The sequence below is a fragment of the Rhizobium sp. N621 genome (assembly GCF_001664325.1).
Taxonomy (GTDB): Bacteria; Pseudomonadota; Alphaproteobacteria; order Rhizobiales; family Rhizobiaceae; genus Rhizobium; species Rhizobium esperanzae.
Map to the genome: position 1 here is coordinate 2,622,901 of NZ_CP013495.1, position 17,965 is coordinate 2,640,865.

Consider the following 17,965-nt stretch of genomic DNA (forward strand, 5'->3'; position numbering starts at 1 on the left):
CAGCTACGAACTATATTCTTCGAATTCAATAATTTAGTACCGCAACCACGAGCGGAAGACGGTTGATTTCTGCGAGCGAACGCGTAGGCTTCAAAAAAAATACGCCATTGCCAAATTTGGTCTGCGACGAGTTGCAGGAGCCGGTAGGACGGCGCCCGTGAACGGGAAAAGCCAGTTGCGGCATCGCCGCCAGCTGAATCCCGGCAGCACGTTGCCTAAGAACAATTCGGGGAAGACGATGAAGACGCTTTTGATTTCTGCCGTCTTTGCCGCGGCTCTTTTTAGCGCGACCGCGCCGGTCGAAGCCGCCGAATGCGGCAAAGTTTCGATCGCCGAGATGAAATGGGCCTCGGCCGGCATTGCCGCAAACTTCGACAAGATCATCCTAGAAAAGGGCTATGGCTGTTCCGTCACCATCGTCGACGGTGACACCCTTCCGACCTTCGCCTCGATGAATGAGAAAGGCACCCCCGATATCGCTTCGGAATACTGGATCAATTCCGTCAGGGCGCTGCTCGATCAGGCCATCAACACCGGCCGGCTGGTGCAGGGCGCCGAGATACTCGCCGATGGCGCGGTCGAGGGTTGGTTTATCCCGAAATTCATTGCCGACGCCAATCCCGATATTCGCTCGGTCGAGGACGCGCTGAAGCACCCCGAGCTCTTTCCAGCCGAGGATGATCCGTCGAAAGGCGCGGTTTACAACTGTCCCGCCGACTGGAGCTGCCAGGTATCGACCACCAACCTCTTCAAGGCCCTCGCCGCCGACAAAAAAGGCTTCGAACTCGTCGAGACCGGCAGTCCCCAGCGGCTCGACGCCTCGATCGCCCGTGCTTTCGACAACAAGATCGGCTGGCTCGGTTATTACTGGGCGCCGACCGCTATCCTCGGCAAATACGACATGACGCGGCTGAGCTTCGGCGTCAGTCACAACAAGGCCGAATGGGACCGCTGCACTGCGGTTGTCGGCTGTATCAGGCCTGAGCTCAATTCCTATCCGGTCTCGCGCGCCTTCACGCTGATGACCAGGTCCTTCGCCAGCCGCGCCGGACCTGTCACGACCTATCTCAGGACCCGAAAATGGGACAATGAGACGATCAACCAGGTGCTCGCCTGGCAGGATGAAAATCGCGAAAGCAACGAGGATGCCGCTATCTATTTTCTGCGCAATTACGAGAACCTATGGATGAAATGGGTGCCGGCCGATGTAGCCGAAAAAGTCAAAGCGAGCTTATAACGGCAGATGACACCAATGACCGGACGATTCGAATGACAGGCAACGTTCCCTTCCCCGACCGCGATACCGTTGCGGAAAAGCTCGCCGCGCTGTCGGAAGCGGACAAGTCATATCTGGCCTTGCTCATGGAAAACGCCGCCCAGGACGACAACCTGCTCGACGGCCTGCGACGCCATCTCGATCATGCCGCGGAATCGCGCTTCCTGAACTCGCTGAAGCTCGAAAATCTCGGACTGTGGCTCGGGACCCAGGCGCCGCATCGCCTGCAGATACGGCTGACGGAAACCGCCCGATCGAGCCAGCATCCCGCCTACCAAGCCTTCCGGACCGGTCTGAGCCGATCCGGCGGTCTCGAAAAGGCATATCCTGCGGTGCCTTGATCCGGCCTCGGATAGCCTGTTCAATCCGGCAAAGCGGCCGGCCGATTACTTCCTCGCAGCCCGGTCGACCGAGCGGCCGGCATCCTGGGTGGCGTTGACGGCGTTCGCCGTGTCTTTTCCCATGCCGCGGATTGTGTTGCCGCAGGAGGAAAGAGCAAGAAGAACCATGAAGGCTGCGGCAATTTTGGCCGTTGTCGTCATTTCGAATATCCTTGTTTGAAATCAACCCCGAACGGCACTCATGCCATCCGCGCCGATAACGCACAAGGGAACAAAAGGTTCAGCGGGAGAAAGACGTCCTCAAGCGGCGACGGCCTTCGCTCTTTCGGCAAAAGCACTGCGGATGCTGTCGGCTACCGTCTCGATCGGTCCCGACATTTGCGAGGCGGTCAGCAGGCGGATATCGAAGGAGCCGAGCTCCGGCAGTCCTTCCTGCATGCCGAGGATGGTCATGTCCTCGCTGACATAGGAGAGCGGCAGCGGCGCGATGGCGAGATCGGAGAGCACGGCGGCGCGTTGCGCCATCGTATGGCCGCTGAGATAGGCGACGCGATAAGGCCGTTTGTTGCGTTCGAGCTGGGCAAGTGCCTCCTGCCGCCAGATGCAGCCATCCTCCCAGATCGAAATCGGCAGGGGATCGCGCCGATGCGCCGAGCCGCACCTTGCGCCGGCCCAGACCAGCCGCTCGCGGAACACCACTTCGCCACCGGTCGGAAACGGCCGGGTCGCGCAGTTGATCAGCGCCAGGTCGAGCCGCTGCTCCTCCATGCGCTTCTTCAGCCCGACGCTCATGTCGATCGTCACGTCGACCATGATGCCGGGGTAGCTTTCGGCAAAACTCTTGAGGATTCTCGGCAGCAGCCGCTCGCCGATATCCTCCGGTGCGCCGAGCCTGACGACACCGGTCAATTCCGGCATGATGAAGCGCGACACCGCCTCGTTCGACAGCGCCAGGATGTTGCGGGCGTAGGAAAGCAGCATTTCGCCATGGCGCGTCAGCGTCACCGAGCGGGCATCGCGTAAAAACAGCGTTGCGCCGAGCTGCTCCTCGAGCTTCTTGATCTGCATGGAAACCGCCGAAGGCGTGCGGAATACCGCTTCGGCGGCGGTGGAAAAATTGCCCGTCTCGGCAATGGCGACGAAGGTGCGCAGCACATCGTTGTCAAGCAAAGGAATGGGACGGCGAAAGGGAAGGCTCATCGTCGCATCTTTCAATTTTTCTGATCTTTAACCGCATATCATTTTATTTGGCTGAATGTCAATCAAACCGCCCAAGGCCCTACGGTCTCTGCACAATGCCCGGTCCCCGTATCGGAAATCCGCCGGAATAAAAAATGTCTGACCGCACTCCTCTCCGCGCCATTCAATTTTTCTGATTTATAATGCCATTTCATTTCATTTGATTGAACATCAAGTGCATCCCATAGTCTTCTTATCGGAAACAGCAAAGGAGACTCGACGTGGCGCACAAAAGCACCTGGACTATCCTACAGGCCCTTTCCGCATTCAAATCGCGTCGGCGCAGGGATGCGAACCACGAACATGCGCTGCGGGAGTTGAAGCGATTTCCGTCGCACCTGCTGGCTGATTGCCAGCGTGAAATCGAGTTGCCGCTCCTCAACGCGGCCGCTCGACCGAAGCGGGGTCTGAGGATCGTGGAATCGCGTGCATAACGCGGATCTTTGGCTCGGATCAGAACACTCGGGCCCTCTGCAGACATTGCCGCTCGAACTCGGCGATACGGCACGGGCCGATGGCCTCATACGGCGATCGGCTCACATCCCGCCTATCAGCTTGAAGGCGATAATCCACATCGTCGCCGCGACGAGCGTCTCGAGCATCCGCCAGGAGGCCGGCCTGGAAAAGATCGGCCGCAGCCATGTTGCGCCATATCCGAGCGCAAAGAAGAACAGGAAGGAGCCTGTCACGGCGCCTGCGGCAAAGGAAGCCTGCTGTCCCGGATAGCGCGTCGATATCGTGCCGAGCAGCACGACCGTGTCGAGATAGACATGCGGATTAAGCCAAGTCAGCGCGAGGCAGGTCGCAAGCGTCCGGGAAAAGCTTGCCGTTTCGGCTTCCGCTGCTGTGAGCACAGCGGACGACCGTAAGGCGGAATAGAGGCTGTTGGCTCCGTACCAGGCCAGAAACGCGGCTCCCCCGTAACGCATGACCGGATCGAGCCAAGGCAGCAATCCGGCAATCTGCCGGAGGCTGGTCACGCCGAGCAAAATCAGTACGGCGTCAGACAGGGCGCAGGTGAGGCAGACGGCGAGGACATGTTCATTGCGCAGGCCCTGGCGAAGGATGAAAGCGTTCTGCGCGCCGATTGCGACGATCAGGCTGAGGCCCATCAGCAGGCCCGTGACATAAATCGAAATATTCATCGTTTCGGCAACCGCTCTCAGCTTCGATGCAGTTGCGGTATCGCCTGAAGTTGGCTTAGTCTAATTAGTCTGTCTTATCTTGATTAAGCGAAACTAATCCATGCTCGATTATCCCGCTCTGCGCGCCGTTGCAACCGTCGTCCAGACCGGCAGCTTCGAAAGGGCGGCGACCGTGTTGAACGTGACACCGTCGGCTGTCTCGCAACGGGTGAAGCAGCTCGAAGAACGCCTCGGCGTCATCCTGATCACCAGAGGCACCCCCTGTACGGCGACCGAAAAGGGAGAATGGCTCTGTCGTCACGTCGAGAATGTCGGCATGCTGGAGGCCGAGCTTTTCGGGCAGCTTCCGGCTCTCGTCAATCCCGACGAGCCACGCCAAAGGGTCACGCTACAGATCGCGACCAACGCCGACAGCCTCGGCACATGGTTCGTGGAGGCCATGTCGAATTTCTCCAAAACCTCGTCCTATCTGTTGAATGTCGCCGTCGACGACCAGGATCACACCGCCGAATGGCTGCAGCGCGGACGGGTGATCGCAGCCGTCACCAGTCTGGAGAAGCCGATCCGGGGATGCCGGCGCTTCGCCCTTGGAACTCTCCGTTACAACGCCACCGCGACACCCGATTTTGTCGCCCGCCACTTCCCGGACGGCGTGACATCGGAGGCGATCCGCAACGCTCCGGCCCTGACCTTCAATCAAAAGGACAGGCTTCAGAGCAGTTGGGTAAGGCAAACCTTTGGCCAAGATCTGGACTACCCCACACATTGGCTGCCCTCGCCGCAAAGCTTCGTCGAAGCCACTCTTTCCGGCATGGGATGGGGAATGAACCCGACCCAGCTTACCCGCGCTCATCTCGCATCGGGGCGGCTCGTCGAACTTGTTGCCGACACGCCACTGGACGTCCCACTCTACTGGCAGATAAACCGCCTCGGCGCCGAGCGCCTAGCGGAGTTGACGCGCGAAGTCGTCGCCGTGGCGAAGCGCCGTCTTTAATTGCCGTCAGGCATGCCGCTTCTCCAGGCTCCGCCCCGGCAGACGGATTTAGTCGGTTGGAGCGATCACACATAGGCCGTGCGGCTGCCGAACCCGCTGGTCTCGTCAAAATTCTTGGTGCCGATACGCTGGCTTTCGCCCGAAAGCTCTTTCGGAGCTTCGCCGACGGGCTTTGATGCGGCAGACGACTGAGTTTGGCTGCTCTCGCGAGATTCGAGCTTGGCAATCTTGGCTTCCAGCGTCTCGATCGATTTTTCGATCGTCGCCTTTTCCTGCTGGTCTTGCGTCTGCGATAGGGCTGCCTGCTTTTCGGCAAGTTGCGCCTCAAGAGAGACAAGCTGATCAGATGAACCGGAAGACGAGGTCGAAGCGGCTGAACTCAAGATGGTGGATGCAGAACTGGAAATTGGGCTGACCATGAACATGACCTTCGATGACGGAATGTCACCGTCTAGCCCAGGGGCGTAAACATCCGATAAATAAAGTACCATCCGGTACCATTTTCATGATAATAATCTCAGCGTTCCGAACTCGGCATATTTTGACGATCTTCTCTAGGAAATGGCGATAACCTCCAGCTTCTGGCCGCCTGTCTCCACCACATCGCCGACAGCCTTGCCCATCAGCAGCCGCGCCACCGGAGAGACGTAGGAAATCGATCCCGCCTTGGGATCTGCTTCGTCTTCTCCGACGAGCCGATAAGTCTGCACGCGCCCGTCGTCGCGGCTGAAAGTGACCGTATTACCAAAGGCAACCACGTCGGCTGACGGTGGGTCAGGCATGAGCTGGGCCGTGCGAAGTCTGGCCGATAAATATCGGAGATCACGTAAAGGATTGGCAGCCTGGCGCCGCCGTTCGTTTACGTCTTCGATGGTGCTCGTCGCATCATAGGCCGCGCGCGCCTGCTGAAACTGCAGTTCGAGAGCCCTCAATCCCGCTTCCGTGACGAGGTTGGGATGCGGCGAAATTGGCCGGTCCGGCAACAGGGTTTCCGAAGCGGTTTCGAAACTCTCTTCCTTGGTGAAGGCAACGGCCAATCAATGACTCCGTTTTAGACGCTACGAGCTCTTATGGTCAGTGGGGATTGTCCCAGTCCGAAACCATACATACACCGACCGCCGACAAACCGCCAATCTTGCCCTGTTGCAAAAGTCTGCAGCCCGAGGCTCCGGAACGTCCGGGCCGACATTGCGTTTATCTCATCCGGATGCACTGTAGCGCAGGAGGAACGAATGCCCGGCCGGCAGCGAAAGAGCGGCAACACAGTCAGGATCAGATCATGCCTTCATTCCTGACAGATGCGATGCCGCTGACGCCAAGCTGGTGGGAGATCGCCTTACGGATCGTACTGACGGTGGTCGCGGGCGGTCTCATCGGCCTCGACCGCGAGCGCGGCGGTCACCCGGCGGGATTCAGGACCACGATCCTGGTGGCTCTTGCCGCATGCCTGGCGATGATCCAGGCAAACCTCCTTCTATCGACCTACGGAAAGACCTTTAGTTATTTCACGCAGATGGACGTGCTGCGCTTTCCCCTCGGCGTGCTGACGGGCGTCGGCTTCATCGGCGGCGGCGCGATTCTGAGACGTGGCGACACGATGACCGGCGTCACCACGGCCGCGACTATGTGGTTCATGACCGTCGTCGGTCTCTGCTTCGGCGGCGGCCAGATCCTGACGGGGACGGTGGCGACCGCCGTCGCCTTCATCGTCTTGTCGCCGATGAAGCAGCTGGATCTATGGCTGCGTTGCGAACAGAAGGCAACACTCGTCATTCACGGCACCGAAGCCGAGTTGCCGGAACTGTCTGAGGTGCTTGGACCGCTGGGTTGCACTGCCCAGTTCGTTTCTTTTGGGCAGACCAGCGAGGGCCGCCCTGGTGTCACGTTCGAACTGCGCTGGATGGCTAAAGACCGTGACGGCTCCGCCCGCGCGATTTTCGACGCCCTTTCAGAGGCCTATCATGTCGCGGGATTTTCCATGCTTTCGACCTCGACATAGGTCTCGTGGGCTCGATCATTTCGAGACATGCTCGGGTTTGCCCTTGGTCTTGGTCGACGCGAATTCCTCAAGCTGTTTTTCGCTCATGGATTCTTCCATCTGCTTCGAAGCGCCCCTGAGTTCCTTCTTGGGCGTCTCTCCGCGTTTGGCTGAAAGTGCGGCACCTGCCGCCTTCTGCTGGGCTTTGGATTTGGCTGGCATTTCGATCTCCTCTCGTCCGGACGAGGAATGGGGCCCCCTTGCAGGACGAGGCCGCAGCCTGAGCCGCAGCCTCTCACTCCTTAATTGATGGTGGCCCACTGGCTGCGGACATCTCGGGCACTCTTCGACAGGTGAACATGGGCGTCGACGTGATCGACCCAATCGAGCGGAATCAGATGATGTTTGCCGTCCTCCGAGTCGGTTTTCGTCAGCTTGATGCGGGTCGGCCCGTCAAGCTGATCCACCGTTCCGACGTGAGCGCCGTCGGCAGCCCGCACTTCCATATGTTCACGGATCTGATCTGCGGAAATCATCGTTTCCTCCTTTTGCATCATTGGCAGTTACCAAGCGGCAACGGCGTGGGAGGGACATGGTTCCAAAGCTTTTTGCCGCACGCTCACGGACATGACGACGGCTCTCTATCGGCCATCGACATCCGGCTTAAGAGCGGCCTGATGCAGCCGGCTTCCTTCTGCCGGCGGCCACAGAATCGCCGACAGGAGCAGCGCATAGATTAAGGCTGCCGCGACATAGGCAATACGGCTCGCGAAGGATTCCGCGGCGCTTCCCGGCAGCGGAGATACCCCGAGACCGAACAGAATAAGGAATATCGTCAGGATGCCAGCGAACACGCGAGCATCCTTCGAGCGAGCGGCAGCGCGCCCTCCGATGAGCAGAGCGACGACCAGCAGGATTAGGAAAATCGAGAGAAGGCTTGGGCGCAGCGATAGCGCGGCATAAGCAACGGAGGCCAGCACGCCGCCGAGGAAATTGACGAGCACCATTCCGATCGCCGCCCGCGCGCTTGCGGCAACGTTGAGCTGCCCGAGCAGCGACGCCACGGTTATGGGAATGACTGCCGCAGCGCTCAGATTGTCACTCGTCAGACAGATGACGACCGACGTCAGAAGGATGAAGGCATTTGCCAGAGCCCGAAGCAAGGCCGGCGGCCGTTCTTCGACAGCGGCCGCTTCGCTCCCCGGAGAGACCGGTTCGGGAAAGATCGCATAGGCGAGCCACATCAGAACCGCGCCCGACAAAACCCCCGCAACCAGGATCGAAAGGATCGAACTCGCGAGTTCCTTGTTCAGGATGCCGAGGAGAGGCACGATGATCGATACGACGAGCACGAGGAAAACAGCTGGCCCCCGTCCCGCCGACTGTAGCGCGAAGCACGCAAAATAGGTGAGCCCAAGGATCAGCAGGAAAGGTACCGGACGTTCGCCGAGCAAGTCGGTCAAGGCCATCATCGCCATACCGGCAAAGACAATGATCATCGCCGCACCGATGGTCTTGCCAGGCGGCATGGGCCGCGAACTTCCAAGGAGAAACTGAGCGGCAACAAGCGGACCGAGGAAAGGCAGGACAGCACCGGCATGGACTGCCAGGGTGAAGCCGATCGAGACGGCGAAGGCGACCCGCAACCCTTTGCGTTTCTGCTCCCCGTCAGCTGACATAGGTCAGCACCGACATGATGCGGATCCACAGCGATCCCCAGGCATTGGTGACCGGGTTGTCACCCGTATAGATGACGACGGTCGCCTGAGAGCCGTAGCGTACCCCGCCTTTCGGCCGCTGCCCCTCCTCGATATTCAGCCGGACAGGAAACCGCTGTGGCTCCTGGACCCAGCCGCTATCATTGCGGATCGTCGGCAACCCGGTACTCGGGTCGGTGCTGCCTTGCGATACGCCGAACCCGACGCTCTCGACCGTTGCAGGAAACAGCCGGCCGGGAAGCGCGTCGAAGAGGATGTCCGCTCTGTTGCCGACGGCGACCTTTTCCAGGCTGTTTTCCTTGAATGCCGCGTTGATCCAGATGGTGCCGGCATCGATGAAGGTCATCGCCGGCTGGCCGGCCGAAACGACCTTGCCGATGGTGAGTTGAAGATTGGTGACGACACCGTCTGACGGTGCCAGAACGGTCGTCCGCACCAGATCGAGCCGGGCCTTTTCCAATCCGGCAAGGGCTGCACGCAGCTGCGGATTGTCGTTGCCGGACGGGCCTAATTGCTCCTTGGCCTTGACGAGGTCGGCTCGCGCCCCCGACACGGAAGCCTCGGCCTGATCATAGGCGGACTTGGCCGCGTCGAACCGGGCCCTGGAAAAGACCCCGCGCTTCACCAGCTCGGTCGCCCGGGCATACTGATCGCGCAGATTGTCCCGGTCAGCCTCGATCTGAACGAGCTTGGCCTGTGCCGCATCGACGGCCGCGGTCGACGCTCCGATCGACTGGCCGACGCTTGCAAGCGCGGCTTCGGCCTCATTGACCGCGAGCTCATAACGCTCCGGATCGATCCGGAAGAGAACCTGGTCGGCCTCGACGCGCGAATTGTCAGCGACCCCGACCTCCACGACCCGGCCGGTGACCTCGGGCGCGATGCCGACAATATAGGCCTGGACCTGCGCTTGAGAGGTCGACGGCGTGCGCCGCTCCATAAAAATGGAGAGGACGAACAGAGCCAGCGCCAGCAGGACGACCGTGAGAGCTATGTTGCGCAATGGATTCCGGGGTGTCGAGGAAATGACAGGTTCGTCCAAATTTTCGGAAACCACGACAGTACCCTCGAAAGCGTTGTGAAGCCCGGAGTTTCAGCGCCGGCTGTCTCTCGCGATGGTCGTGGCCGAAAGGGTAGAGCGCAAGTAAGTAACCGTAACATACGCCTTGCGGTGGCTGGCCCCCGTATCGACCGCATCGATCAGTCAGCGGATGGCGGCGCCGAAGCCTTGTCGAGCGCGCCCTCTATCTCCTTGAGAAGCTCCGCGATCAGTTCCCGGTATTCGGCAACGCGTTCGGCACGCTTCGGATCGGCCGAGACGCTCCATCTTTCCATCGCCAGTCCGGCGTCGGCAAAGTCCCTGCAGATTTCCCGAAAGTCTTCACTGCGGGCGGCAAGATCATCGATCGTCCTGGCTCTGGCCGGAAAATGCCGACGGACTGCTGTCACGCCCTCCTCCATGGTTTGCTCCCTGACGGCATAGCTGACGCCGCCACTGCAGCGTGTGCCAGCTCCCGATCTTCATGGACGGCGACCGGTTCGAGGAGTATGTTACTGTTACATACAGTCTGGCAGTGATGTGACTCAACGGGGGATTGGGGACAGACATGCTGACGTCTATGCCGCCAGAAGGGTCCGCGGCGTCCTTTCCTTCGGAGTCGGGACCTCAAGCGCACGATATCACGACACAACTGGAACGCGTTATATCCAGTCCCGAATTTCCTGGCGTTGGCCGCGCCGCAGCTTTTCTCCGCTATGTCGTCTCCGAGACCCTCGCCGGTCGAGGCAACCGGATCAAAGCCTATTCCATTGCGGTCGAAGTATTTGGCCGGGATGCCGGCTTCACCCAGGACGATCCGGTGGTCAGGATCGAGGCAGGACGCTTGCGACGATCGCTCGAGCGCTATTATCTGGTTGCCGGCCAGGATGATCCGATCCGGATCGACATTCCCAAAGGAGGCTATATCCCGACCTTCACCTGGTCCTGCCCAGCCTCGGCTGACACGCGCAACGAAAAGACTGTGGAAGCGCTGCCCCCTCCGGCCCGCCCTGAACACTGGTGGCGGACAGGGCGGATTGTGTTGCCTGGCGCTGTTGCCTTCGCCCTGCTTGCTGTTTCGCTCTATTGGCTGGCAGCACTGCCTGCAGCACATTCGCTCCGAAGGGCTGCAAGCCTGTCGCCCGATCGTCCAGCCTTGGTGGTGGCCCCCTTTGCCAATCTCGGCGAAGGGCCCGAGGCGCAGCTCTACAGTGCCGGTCTGACGGAGGAACTGATGACCGTCCTGCCGCGGTTCAAGGAGATCAAAGTCTTCGGCCGCGAGACCTCCCGATCTCTTCCAGCGGATGTGCGGGCATCGGAAATCCGGGCGGAATTCGGCGCGCGCTATCTGCTGACCGGCGGTGTACGGACTTCGGGCCAGCGTCTTCGCGTAACGGCCAGGTTGCTCGACACATCGGACGGCGAGATCCTCTGGTCGGAAAACTACGACAAGGACCTCGCGTCGGGAGACCTGTTTGCGATCCAGACGGACGTCGCCAGAAAGGTCGCGACCGCCATCGCCCAGCCGTATGGGGTCATGGCACAGGTCGACGCCGCCAGTCCGCCGCCGGACGACATCGGTGCGTATGAGTGCACGCTGCGCTTCTATGCCTACCGTTCAGAGCTCAGCGCCGAGGCGCATTCGCGCGTGCGCAATTGCCTTGAGAGCGCGATAGCTCGATTTCCCAACTATGCGACCGCCTGGGCGATGCTGTCGATCGTCTACCTCGACGAGGACAGGTACAGATTCAATCCGACGCGAAACAAGGAGGCAGCCGTAGAGCATGCGCTCGATGCTGCCAGGCGCGCGACACAGATCGATCCGAGCAATACGCGAGGCCTTCAGGCGCTGATGACGACGCTGTTCTTCGACGGACAGCTCGCCGAGTCATTGCGCGTGGGAGAACGGGCCCTCGCCACGAACCCCAACGACACCGAATTGATGGGCGAGTTCGGAACGCGGTTGGCAATGGGTGGCCAATGGCGGCGCGGAGCAGCCCTGCTCGATGAGGCCATCGCACTCAATCCCGGTGGCGGCGGCTTCTACCACGGAACACGGGCACTGGCCGCATACATGCTCCGCGACAACCATACCGCCGTGCTGGAAATCAGACAGGCGAACATGCAGAAGTTCCCGCTCTTCCATGCCGTGGCTGCCATCATCTATGCCGAGGCCGGCATGATGGAGGAAGCGCGGCGGGAGGGAGAGGTTTTCGTCAGGATGCGGCCTGACTTCCTGCCGAACATTGCAACGGAACTTGCGATGCGCAACATCCAGCCTGAAGACCGGGACCGTCTGATCCGCGGACTTCGCAAGGCAGGGCTGGCGGTCCCCGATCCCGACAAATTGGCATCGACCGCCGCCGGCATCTCCGAGCTGCAGCCCCGCTGATACTGTCTCCTGGACTGTAACCTACCAGATCATACGGGAAAGCTATCTCATCTTCGCATAGTCTGACCTAAGGGCCGCGGTGACCGCCGCGGCCCATTGGGGCGACCTGCACGGGCTTTGGGAACAAGCTCCTGACCGGCACAGGCAAGTGGCGGCGGCAGGTGACGCGGCGAGCCTGATCCCTTCCGCCAACGGCTTGGAAACGGTTCGCCAAATCGGGATGGACAATGGTTGTGCTGTCTAGGATCCGCACGATAGTGCCGTTTTCCGCAGGGGCCGCTCTGGCTTCTCTGCTACTCTGCGCCTCGATTGCAATGGCGCAGAGCGCGATGCCTGCGGACCCGCAGCCTGAAAGCGTCCAGCGCTTCATCGGAATGTTCTCGGATCCTGACGTCCAGCACTTCCTGCAGCAGCAGTCGCAGGCCGCCAGGCATGTGCCGGAACCGACGCCGGAAGCGCCGAACCGCGACCCCTCTTTCTCCGAATTCGCGATGCGGTTCCGCGCCCACGGTTCCGGCCTTCTCGGCGCGGTGAATTCCTTCCCCCTGGAGGCGACCCGGGCCTGGGCCATGGTCGAAACGGACATCGAAGCAAACGGCGGGACGCGGCCGATCTTCCTGATCGCCGCCTTCGTTGCCGCCGGGCTGGCCGCACAACGGCTGTTCTGGTGGGTCAGCGCCGGCTGGCGCACATGGATGTCGCACGCATCGTATGCGACGGTATCGGGGAGAGTTGTCGCATTGGCGGCGAGGCTTCTGTGGGCGGGATGTTACGTTCTTTCCTTCGGCTTGGGCAGCATCGGCTTTTTCCTGCTGTTCCAATGGCCGCCCGTCATAAGGGAGATCGTCGTCGGATATCTCCTGGCAATCGTCATCTTCCGTCTGGGGAACGCACTTCTTGATGTTTTCCTGCTGCCGCGGGCCGAAGAAGAGGGCGGGTTTCGAGTCGTTCCGCTCGCTGGGGATGCTGCGCGCCACTGGACGAAACGGCTGGGTTATCTCGTCGGCTGGTATGCCTTCGGATGGGTCACCATCCGCCTGTTCGGCACGTTGGGTTTTTCCCTCCCGGCTCGGCAGCTCGCCGCCTATTGCCTTGGCCTCATACTTCTCTTGATCGGCATTGAAGCCGTGTGGAGACGTCCGTCCCGATCATCGTCCAGTCAAACCAGCCGCATCGGCATGCGGGCGCGCAACTGGCTCTGGACAGCCTATTTCTTTGCCGTCTGGCTGCTGTGGGTGGTCGGCGCCATGCGGCTGTTCTGGATTGTCGTGGTCGGTGCCGCCCTGCCTGCCGCCATCGCTCTGACCAAGGCCTCGGTCGACAATATCCTGCGGTCTTCCGCAGCCGAGGAGGACGGTCACAAGCGAAGCACCGTCGTCTCGGTGATCGTCGAACGCGGGATCAGGGCCGCACTGATCGTCGCAGCCATCATCCTGCTTGCACAGGCGCTCGACGTTCGGTTGACTGAGATGACGATGCAGGATTCCCCGCTTCTGCGACTCGTGCGTGGCCTCCTCAGCGCCGGGATCATTCTCATGGTCGTCGATTTGGCGTGGAACCTCGTGAGAGTCCTGATCGATCGCAAGCTCGGCGCCACCGAGGCGGTCCTTGAAGCCGGAAGCGATCGGGAACGGCGGCGTATGCGCATCAGGACCCTTCTGCCGATCCTGCGCAATTTCCTGATGATCCTCTTCGTCGCAATCGCGATCATGATGGCCTTGTCATCGCTCGGCGTTGAAATCGGTCCGTTGATCGCAGGCGCAGGCGTGGTCGGTGTCGCAGTCGGATTCGGGGCGCAGACCGTGGTCAAGGACGTCATCAGCGGGGTGTTCTACCTGCTCGATGATGCCTTCAGGGTGGGCGAATACATCCAGAGCGGCAGCTACAAGGGCACTGTCGAGTCGTTCAGCTTGCGATCCGTCAAGCTTCGGCACCACCGCGGCGCAGTCTTCATCGTCCCTTTCAGCGAGCTCGGAGCGATTCAGAACCTGAGCCGCGATTGGGTGATCGAGAAGATGACGATCACCGTCACCTACGATTCCGACATCGAGAAGGCCCGCAAGATCATCAAGAAGATCGGCCTCGAACTGTTCGAGGATCCGGAGTTCAAAGCTACCACCATCGAGGCGCTGAAAATGCAGGGGATCGACAGCCTCGGTGACTCCGGTCTGCTCCTGCGGATGAAGGTCATGACCCTTCCGGGCCAGCAGTTCACGCTAAAGCGGCGGGCACTCCGAATGATCCATGAGGCGTTCCACGAGAACGGTATCAAGCTCGCCGTGCCGACCGTTCAGGTCTCCGGTGGAAACGACGACGCCGTCGGCGCCGCCGCCCAACAGACGATCGCGGCGCACAATGCGGCGATCGCCGCGGGGCCGGCCTGAACGGGCGCGAACCAAACGGAACCAATAGGAGGAAACGAAATGAAGATCCTGGTCATCCTGACACACATGCTTTCCACGCTGGCCGTGCTGATGATGGTTTGCACGCCCCTCCTCGTTCCGGCGACTGCCGAAGCTCGTCGAGGCGTGGCGGCATGCGGTCCGAGAGGCTGCGGTGCGGCCGCCTGCGGTCCGCGCGGATGCGCTGCGGTCGGACGCACCCGCCCGGCCTATCGTCCCGCGGTTCGACCGCCCGTGCGTCGCGGCGTCGTGGTCATCACCCCTCGCCGCTACTGGCGTCCTGGTGCGGCCGTCGCCGCAGGCGCTGCCATCGGTTTCGTTGCGGGCGCTGCCGCCGTTTCATTGGCGGGTACGCCACCTCAATCCGGACAATGCTGGTACTACACCACACCCGCAAAAACCACAGGGTTCTGGGACGTATGTCCCCGCTGAACGAGCTCAAAAAGGGACCCGCAAGTCTTCTGCTCCCTGCTGGCCCTCCCTCATGGGGGAGACCCTACTTTCGCGTCATAAATTTTAGAGGGAAGGTTCATGGACTTCACAGTCATCGACGCCGCACTTGTTGGAAAACTTCTCCTGCTGCTTCTGATCGGTTTGGGGCCGAAGATCGCCCTGGTGCCGTTCCTGGAAAAGACCCACACCTTCGACACCGAGATCAAGGTACGCATCGGCCGCCGGATGGTTCTGATCGCCGTTGTCACGGCCCTGATCCTGTTCGCGACCGGCGCTTTGCTGATGCGGCTTCTCCACATTACGGGCGGAGCCGTCGCGGTCGCCGGCGGCATCATCCTCGCGCTGATCGCGATCAAGATGGCGTCGGGACCAATGGATAAGCCGCACGACGACGTTGCAGCCCCCGTCGACCCGGACAAACTCGCCGTATTTCCGCTCGCGGTCCCTTACCTGCTCAATCCTGTCGGCATCACGATTATCGTCATCGCCTCGGGCGAAGTCATCTCGATCGCCAGCGCCATGCTCGTCACCGCTCTGATCCTGATCGTCGGTGCGTTCGACTATCTGGTATTCACCAACACCGAAAAGCTCGCCAAGCACATGAAGCCGGCCAGCATGATCGTCTCAGAGGTCGTCTTCGGTATTCTGCTGACCGCAGTCGCCGTCCAACTGATCGTCGTTGGGCTCGGCAACCTCGGCATCATCAACCCGCCGGCAGCGCATTAGAGCGCTTCCGATTTTAGCTGAATTGGAAGGGATTCCGTTTTTGGCTGTTTTGTGATTCAAGATGCTGGCTGGAATGGAGGCCAGCATCGGATGACTCGACCTCTTTCAAATGATCTTCGCAAGCGTGTTGTTGATGCCATCGAAGCGGGCGAGAGCTGCCGGTCGGTGGCGGTGCGGTTCGGTATTGCGGTGTCTTCAGCGGTGAAGTGGTCTCAGCGCTACCGCTCGAGCGGATCTGTGGCGCCTGGGAAGATGGGCGGTCACCGCAAGCGTGTTCTTGAGCCGTACCGGGCGTTTATCGCCGAGCGAATTAACCAGACGCCGCATCTATCACTGCACGGATTGAAGGCAGAATTGGCCGCACGAGGGGTGAAGGTATCCCACGACACCGTATGGCAATTCCTGCGGCGCGAGGGGCTGCGGTTCAAAAAAAACACTGTTCGCCCTTGAACAGGGACGTGCCGACATCGCGCGGCGACGACAACGCTGGCGGTCCTGGCAGACCGGTCTCGATCCTAGGCGGCTGGTCTTCATCGACGAAACCTGGATCAAGACCAACATGGCGCCGCTTCGGGGCTGGGGGCCGAAGGGCAAACGCCTGCGCGGCTTCGCCCCGCATGGCCATTGGCGCACCCTGACTTTCCTGGGCGCGTTGCGCTACGATCGGCTTGCCGCACCTTGTGTCTTCGATGGACCCATCAATGGCGAATGCTTCCGAGCCTATGTCGAACAGCAACTCCTGTCGGTGCTCGAACCCGGCGACATCGTCGTGATGGATAATCTTGGCTCCCACAAGTCGGTCGCCATCCGTCAGATGATCCGCAACGCTGGTGCGCGACTCTGGTACCTACCGCCATACTCTCCCGACCTCAATCCGATCGAACAGGCCTTCGCCAAAATCAAGCACTGGATGCGCTTGGCTCAGAAGCGAACGATCGATGACACTTGGCGCCACATCGGACACCTCGTCACAACCATCGAGCCCAGCGAATGCAGCAACTACTTCGCCAATGCCGGATATGCTTCCGTGAAAACCTGAAACGCTCTAGATGCAGACGGTCCAGATCGGGAGAACCCCTCCCGCGGCATGCAACTCCTCGACGGTGTCGACGTCGATGAGAGCCGCCTCGCCGATTTCCACCTCGACGCGGGGTACGTCATGACCGTCAATCAAGCGGCGCGCGCCGACATCACCTTCGAGACCCTGAATGGCATCCAGCAAAAGACGGGGAAGGATCACCGGGTTGCCCGGCGATCCATTCGCAACGGCGCGCACCACATGAGCGCCGCCGCTCTTACGAAAAGCTTCGATGAGCATGTCGATTGCTTATCGCAGGCATGTCGGCAAGCATTATCATGATGCCGTCGGGCCTATCCTTTTGCGCCCGCGCCGCTCCGAGCCGCAAGGATGCCGCCATGCCCGATGCGTAGTCCTCGTTGCGTACCACCTCGACCGGCAGATCACCGATCGCCTGAAGCACGTCGTCATGCCTGTAGCCGGTGACGACGTAACCGTGGGAACACTGGCAGGCCAACGCGTTGAGGACCGACTTTCGAACCAGAGGGACGCCGTCGAAAGTCGCAAGGAGTTTGTGATCCTCTCCTTTGCCCATTCGACTTGATCTCCCTGCCGCCAGGATAACGACGGCAACCTGGAAAACTGGAATGATCCCGGTAGCCATCAGCCGTATGCCGACAAGCGGCTGGCAGCGACATCGGCAAGCACCGACAGGGCCAGCGAACTTTGCATCCCTCGTCGGCCCGAAAAGGCCGATGGGCGCTTTTATCCTTGCTCACCTGAAAACTCTGCTGCCGCGTCTAACTGATACGGATCGCGCTGCAATATTGCAGATCAATCAGGTGTTGGCGAATGGTTGATCAGGGTGGGTCGGCCATACCAAGCACAATGGTCTACGATGCCGTCATGGGTATCCGGGTATCCGCTACCGGCCTTTACAGCGTCCGACACAAGGCGAAGCGACCGTACGATCCGGATGCAAGGGATTTTGACAAGCTGTTTTTTCTTTGCAAGCGCCAGGACGAGATGGCTCCGCAGGCGGGCCTGGAAACAACTGACGTTGGTTTCTTTCCGCCTGACGAGCTTCCAGACTTGTCACGCGGACGCGTGGTAGAGAGCGACATCCATGCTGCATTCGCATTCAGCAGGGGCGATCAGCAGTTCGCCACTTTTGACTAGCGCTCACTATCGGGACCCGCTGAGATCGTTCAATATTGTTGATGCTATCCATCAGCTCTATTCGT

Annotated in this window: 22 protein-coding genes and 1 pseudogene; 12 read left to right on the top strand and 11 right to left on the bottom strand. The window is 60.5% G+C overall.

Annotated elements, in window-relative coordinates; genetic code table 11:
- Positions 1–238 precede the first annotated feature (238 nt).
- Positions 239–1,237, top strand: a complete 999-nt coding sequence (locus AMK00_RS12760) for a glycine betaine ABC transporter substrate-binding protein (protein ID WP_064811709.1) — start codon at positions 239–241, stop codon at positions 1,235–1,237.
- 32 nt (positions 1,238–1,269) lie between these two features.
- On the top strand, positions 1,270–1,617 hold the full coding sequence (locus AMK00_RS12765; RefSeq protein ID WP_064803224.1) for a hypothetical protein: 348 nt from the start codon (positions 1,270–1,272) through the stop codon (positions 1,615–1,617).
- Between the two features lie 45 nt (positions 1,618–1,662).
- On the opposite strand, the gene AMK00_RS12770 is transcribed toward AMK00_RS12765, so the two are convergent.
- Positions 1,663–1,818 (bottom strand): entericidin A/B family lipoprotein, encoded by a 156-nt coding sequence (locus AMK00_RS12770; protein WP_011425752.1) that lies wholly within the window; start codon positions 1,816–1,818, stop codon positions 1,663–1,665.
- 99 nt (positions 1,819–1,917) lie between these two features.
- The gene (locus AMK00_RS12775) at positions 1,918–2,817 is read right to left on the bottom strand and encodes a LysR family transcriptional regulator (RefSeq protein WP_064810589.1); all 900 of its coding nucleotides are present in this window, start codon (positions 2,815–2,817) and stop codon (positions 1,918–1,920) included.
- 260 nt (positions 2,818–3,077) lie between these two features.
- Here AMK00_RS12775 and AMK00_RS33000 point away from each other — a divergent pair, with 260 nt between their 5' ends.
- Positions 3,078–3,290, top strand: coding sequence for a hypothetical protein (locus tag AMK00_RS33000; protein ID WP_064814742.1), 213 nt, complete (start codon positions 3,078–3,080; stop codon positions 3,288–3,290).
- 102 nt (positions 3,291–3,392) lie between these two features.
- On the opposite strand, the gene AMK00_RS12780 is transcribed toward AMK00_RS33000, so the two are convergent.
- The gene (locus AMK00_RS12780) at positions 3,393–4,001 is read right to left on the bottom strand and encodes a LysE/ArgO family amino acid transporter (protein WP_064803228.1); all 609 of its coding nucleotides are present in this window, start codon (positions 3,999–4,001) and stop codon (positions 3,393–3,395) included.
- A 100-nt stretch (positions 4,002–4,101) separates the two neighbouring features.
- Between AMK00_RS12780 and AMK00_RS12785 the strand changes: the two genes are divergently transcribed.
- On the top strand, positions 4,102–4,995 hold the full coding sequence (locus AMK00_RS12785) for a LysR family transcriptional regulator ArgP (protein ID WP_064803230.1): 894 nt from the start codon (positions 4,102–4,104) through the stop codon (positions 4,993–4,995).
- Positions 4,996–5,060: 65 nt separating this feature from the next.
- Here the strand turns inward: AMK00_RS12785 and AMK00_RS12790 are convergent, their stop codons facing one another.
- Both AMK00_RS12790 and greA read right to left on the bottom strand, forming a co-directional pair.
- Positions 5,061–5,420 (bottom strand): hypothetical protein, encoded by a 360-nt coding sequence (locus tag AMK00_RS12790; RefSeq protein WP_064803232.1) that lies wholly within the window; start codon positions 5,418–5,420, stop codon positions 5,061–5,063.
- 129 nt (positions 5,421–5,549) lie between these two features.
- Complete coding sequence (greA, locus tag AMK00_RS12795; protein WP_064810590.1) at positions 5,550–6,032, bottom strand: transcription elongation factor GreA; 483 nt, start codon at positions 6,030–6,032, stop codon at positions 5,550–5,552.
- Between the two features lie 242 nt (positions 6,033–6,274).
- Here greA and AMK00_RS12800 point away from each other — a divergent pair, with 242 nt between their 5' ends.
- A complete protein-coding gene (locus tag AMK00_RS12800; RefSeq protein WP_064810591.1) occupies positions 6,275–6,994 on the top strand; it encodes an MgtC/SapB family protein in 720 nt (239 codons plus the stop codon).
- 15 nt (positions 6,995–7,009) lie between these two features.
- Here the strand turns inward: AMK00_RS12800 and AMK00_RS12805 are convergent, their stop codons facing one another.
- From AMK00_RS12805 to AMK00_RS12825, 5 genes are all read right to left on the bottom strand, one after another.
- Positions 7,010–7,195 carry a DUF3008 family protein gene (locus AMK00_RS12805; RefSeq protein WP_020921551.1) on the bottom strand — a complete coding sequence of 62 codons (186 nt, stop codon included), beginning with the start codon at positions 7,193–7,195 and terminating at the stop codon, positions 7,010–7,012.
- 80 nt (positions 7,196–7,275) lie between these two features.
- On the bottom strand, positions 7,276–7,509 hold the full coding sequence (locus tag AMK00_RS12810; protein WP_064803238.1) for a DUF2171 domain-containing protein: 234 nt from the start codon (positions 7,507–7,509) through the stop codon (positions 7,276–7,278).
- A 105-nt stretch (positions 7,510–7,614) separates the two neighbouring features.
- Positions 7,615–8,652 carry a DUF2955 domain-containing protein gene (locus AMK00_RS12815; RefSeq protein ID WP_064810592.1) on the bottom strand — a complete coding sequence of 346 codons (1,038 nt, stop codon included), beginning with the start codon at positions 8,650–8,652 and terminating at the stop codon, positions 7,615–7,617.
- Complete coding sequence (locus AMK00_RS12820; RefSeq protein ID WP_064810593.1) at positions 8,642–9,748, bottom strand: HlyD family secretion protein; 1,107 nt, start codon at positions 9,746–9,748, stop codon at positions 8,642–8,644. Before AMK00_RS12820 ends, AMK00_RS12815 begins: the two co-directional genes overlap by 11 nt.
- A 143-nt stretch (positions 9,749–9,891) precedes the next feature.
- The gene (locus AMK00_RS12825) at positions 9,892–10,152 is read right to left on the bottom strand and encodes a hypothetical protein (protein WP_064810594.1); all 261 of its coding nucleotides are present in this window, start codon (positions 10,150–10,152) and stop codon (positions 9,892–9,894) included.
- 146 nt (positions 10,153–10,298) lie between these two features.
- On the opposite strand from AMK00_RS12825, the gene AMK00_RS12830 reads away from it, so the two are divergent.
- From AMK00_RS12830 to AMK00_RS30760, 5 genes are all read left to right on the top strand, one after another.
- On the top strand, positions 10,299–12,122 hold the full coding sequence (locus AMK00_RS12830; RefSeq protein WP_064810595.1) for a hypothetical protein: 1,824 nt from the start codon (positions 10,299–10,301) through the stop codon (positions 12,120–12,122).
- A gap of 227 nt (positions 12,123–12,349) precedes the next feature.
- Positions 12,350–14,506 carry a mechanosensitive ion channel family protein gene (locus AMK00_RS12835; protein WP_064810596.1) on the top strand — a complete coding sequence of 719 codons (2,157 nt, stop codon included), beginning with the start codon at positions 12,350–12,352 and terminating at the stop codon, positions 14,504–14,506.
- A 39-nt stretch (positions 14,507–14,545) separates the two neighbouring features.
- Positions 14,546–14,956 (top strand): hypothetical protein, encoded by a 411-nt coding sequence (locus AMK00_RS33005; RefSeq protein WP_082240301.1) that lies wholly within the window; start codon positions 14,546–14,548, stop codon positions 14,954–14,956.
- 99 nt (positions 14,957–15,055) lie between these two features.
- Positions 15,056–15,703, top strand: a complete 648-nt coding sequence (locus AMK00_RS12840) for a MarC family protein (RefSeq protein ID WP_064810597.1) — start codon at positions 15,056–15,058, stop codon at positions 15,701–15,703.
- Positions 15,704–15,793: 90 nt separating this feature from the next.
- Positions 15,794–16,742 (top strand): IS630 family transposase gene (locus AMK00_RS30760; RefSeq protein WP_085994805.1). Its coding sequence is split into 2 segments (ribosomal slippage): positions 15,794–16,129 and positions 16,131–16,742, totalling 948 coding nucleotides; the frame shifts between segments, so codons are not numbered across the junction.
- A 6-nt stretch (positions 16,743–16,748) separates the two neighbouring features.
- On the opposite strand, the pseudogene AMK00_RS33700 reads toward AMK00_RS30760, so the two are convergent.
- Positions 16,749–17,385 (bottom strand): annotated as a pseudogene (locus tag AMK00_RS33700) (nucleotidyltransferase family protein).
- Here AMK00_RS33700 and AMK00_RS32560 point away from each other — a divergent pair.
- Positions 17,369–17,581, top strand: a complete 213-nt coding sequence (locus AMK00_RS32560; RefSeq protein WP_167377195.1) for a hypothetical protein — start codon at positions 17,369–17,371, stop codon at positions 17,579–17,581. The pseudogene AMK00_RS33700 and the gene AMK00_RS32560 overlap by 17 nt on opposite strands.
- Positions 17,574–17,900, top strand: coding sequence for a hypothetical protein (locus AMK00_RS12855; RefSeq protein ID WP_190233556.1), 327 nt, complete (start codon positions 17,574–17,576; stop codon positions 17,898–17,900). The genes AMK00_RS32560 and AMK00_RS12855 overlap by 8 nt, the downstream gene beginning before the upstream one ends.
- The last annotated feature ends 65 nt before the right edge of the window (positions 17,901–17,965 follow it).

Bases quoted from the DNA above. Each gene is read 5' to 3' on its own strand.
- AMK00_RS12760 (WP_064811709.1), top strand. From the start codon at position 239: ATGAAGACGCTTTTGATTTCTGCCGTCTTTGCCGCGGCTCTTTTTAGC.
- AMK00_RS12765 (WP_064803224.1), top strand. From the start codon at position 1,270: ATGACAGGCAACGTTCCCTTCCCCGACCGCGATACCGTTGCGGAAAAG.
- AMK00_RS12770 (WP_011425752.1), bottom strand. From the start codon at position 1,818: ATGACGACAACGGCCAAAATTGCCGCAGCCTTCATGGTTCTTCTTGCT.
- AMK00_RS12775 (WP_064810589.1), bottom strand. From the start codon at position 2,817: ATGAGCCTTCCCTTTCGCCGTCCCATTCCTTTGCTTGACAACGATGTG.
- AMK00_RS12780 (WP_064803228.1), bottom strand. From the start codon at position 4,001: ATGAATATTTCGATTTATGTCACGGGCCTGCTGATGGGCCTCAGCCTG.
- AMK00_RS12785 (WP_064803230.1), top strand. From the start codon at position 4,102: ATGCTCGATTATCCCGCTCTGCGCGCCGTTGCAACCGTCGTCCAGACC.
- AMK00_RS12790 (WP_064803232.1), bottom strand. From the start codon at position 5,420: ATGTTCATGGTCAGCCCAATTTCCAGTTCTGCATCCACCATCTTGAGT.
- AMK00_RS12800 (WP_064810591.1), top strand. From the start codon at position 6,275: ATGCCTTCATTCCTGACAGATGCGATGCCGCTGACGCCAAGCTGGTGG.
- AMK00_RS12805 (WP_020921551.1), bottom strand. From the start codon at position 7,195: ATGCCAGCCAAATCCAAAGCCCAGCAGAAGGCGGCAGGTGCCGCACTT.
- AMK00_RS12810 (WP_064803238.1), bottom strand. From the start codon at position 7,509: ATGATTTCCGCAGATCAGATCCGTGAACATATGGAAGTGCGGGCTGCC.
- AMK00_RS12815 (WP_064810592.1), bottom strand. From the start codon at position 8,652: ATGTCAGCTGACGGGGAGCAGAAACGCAAAGGGTTGCGGGTCGCCTTC.
- AMK00_RS12825 (WP_064810594.1), bottom strand. From the start codon at position 10,152: ATGGAGGAGGGCGTGACAGCAGTCCGTCGGCATTTTCCGGCCAGAGCC.
- AMK00_RS12830 (WP_064810595.1), top strand. From the start codon at position 10,299: ATGCTGACGTCTATGCCGCCAGAAGGGTCCGCGGCGTCCTTTCCTTCG.
- AMK00_RS12835 (WP_064810596.1), top strand. From the start codon at position 12,350: ATGGTTGTGCTGTCTAGGATCCGCACGATAGTGCCGTTTTCCGCAGGG.
- AMK00_RS33005 (WP_082240301.1), top strand. From the start codon at position 14,546: ATGAAGATCCTGGTCATCCTGACACACATGCTTTCCACGCTGGCCGTG.
- AMK00_RS12840 (WP_064810597.1), top strand. From the start codon at position 15,056: ATGGACTTCACAGTCATCGACGCCGCACTTGTTGGAAAACTTCTCCTG.
- AMK00_RS32560 (WP_167377195.1), top strand. From the start codon at position 17,369: ATGATCCCGGTAGCCATCAGCCGTATGCCGACAAGCGGCTGGCAGCGA.
- AMK00_RS12855 (WP_190233556.1), top strand. From the start codon at position 17,574: ATGGTTGATCAGGGTGGGTCGGCCATACCAAGCACAATGGTCTACGAT.